A 344-nucleotide genomic window follows, 5' to 3' on the forward strand; every position below is an offset into this window, starting at 1 on the left:
AATTACAGGTACAGCAGAACCTGGTTCAACGGTGACTGTGACCTTCCCTGATGGGAGTACAGTGCAAGTTGTCGCTGGACCAGATGGTAGCTGGACAGTAGATAATCCTGGGTTAAATGATGGTGATCAGGTTACAGCAACAGCGACGGACCCAGCAGGTAATACATCAGATCCTGCAACAGCAACAGTAGATGGTTTAGCTCCAGCTATTACCATTGATGACATTATTACCAATGACAGCACCCCAGCATTAACGGGCACAGTGAACGATCCAACTGCAACGGTGACCGTGAATGTAAATGGTGTGGATTACCCAGCGACCAACAATGGAGATGGCACGTGGA

The 344-nt window shown here is 48.5% G+C and carries 1 protein-coding gene; it reads left to right on the forward strand.

The features are described from left to right. Position 1: 1 nt before the first annotated feature. Positions 2-344, forward strand: a 343-nt coding sequence (locus IO68_RS30445; protein ID WP_227502898.1) for an Ig-like domain-containing protein, incomplete at its 3' end; no start/stop codon positions are given.

Source organism: Acinetobacter sp. COS3 (assembly GCF_000475335.1).
In the GTDB taxonomy this organism is placed as follows: Bacteria; Pseudomonadota; Gammaproteobacteria; order Pseudomonadales; family Moraxellaceae; genus Acinetobacter; species Acinetobacter venetianus.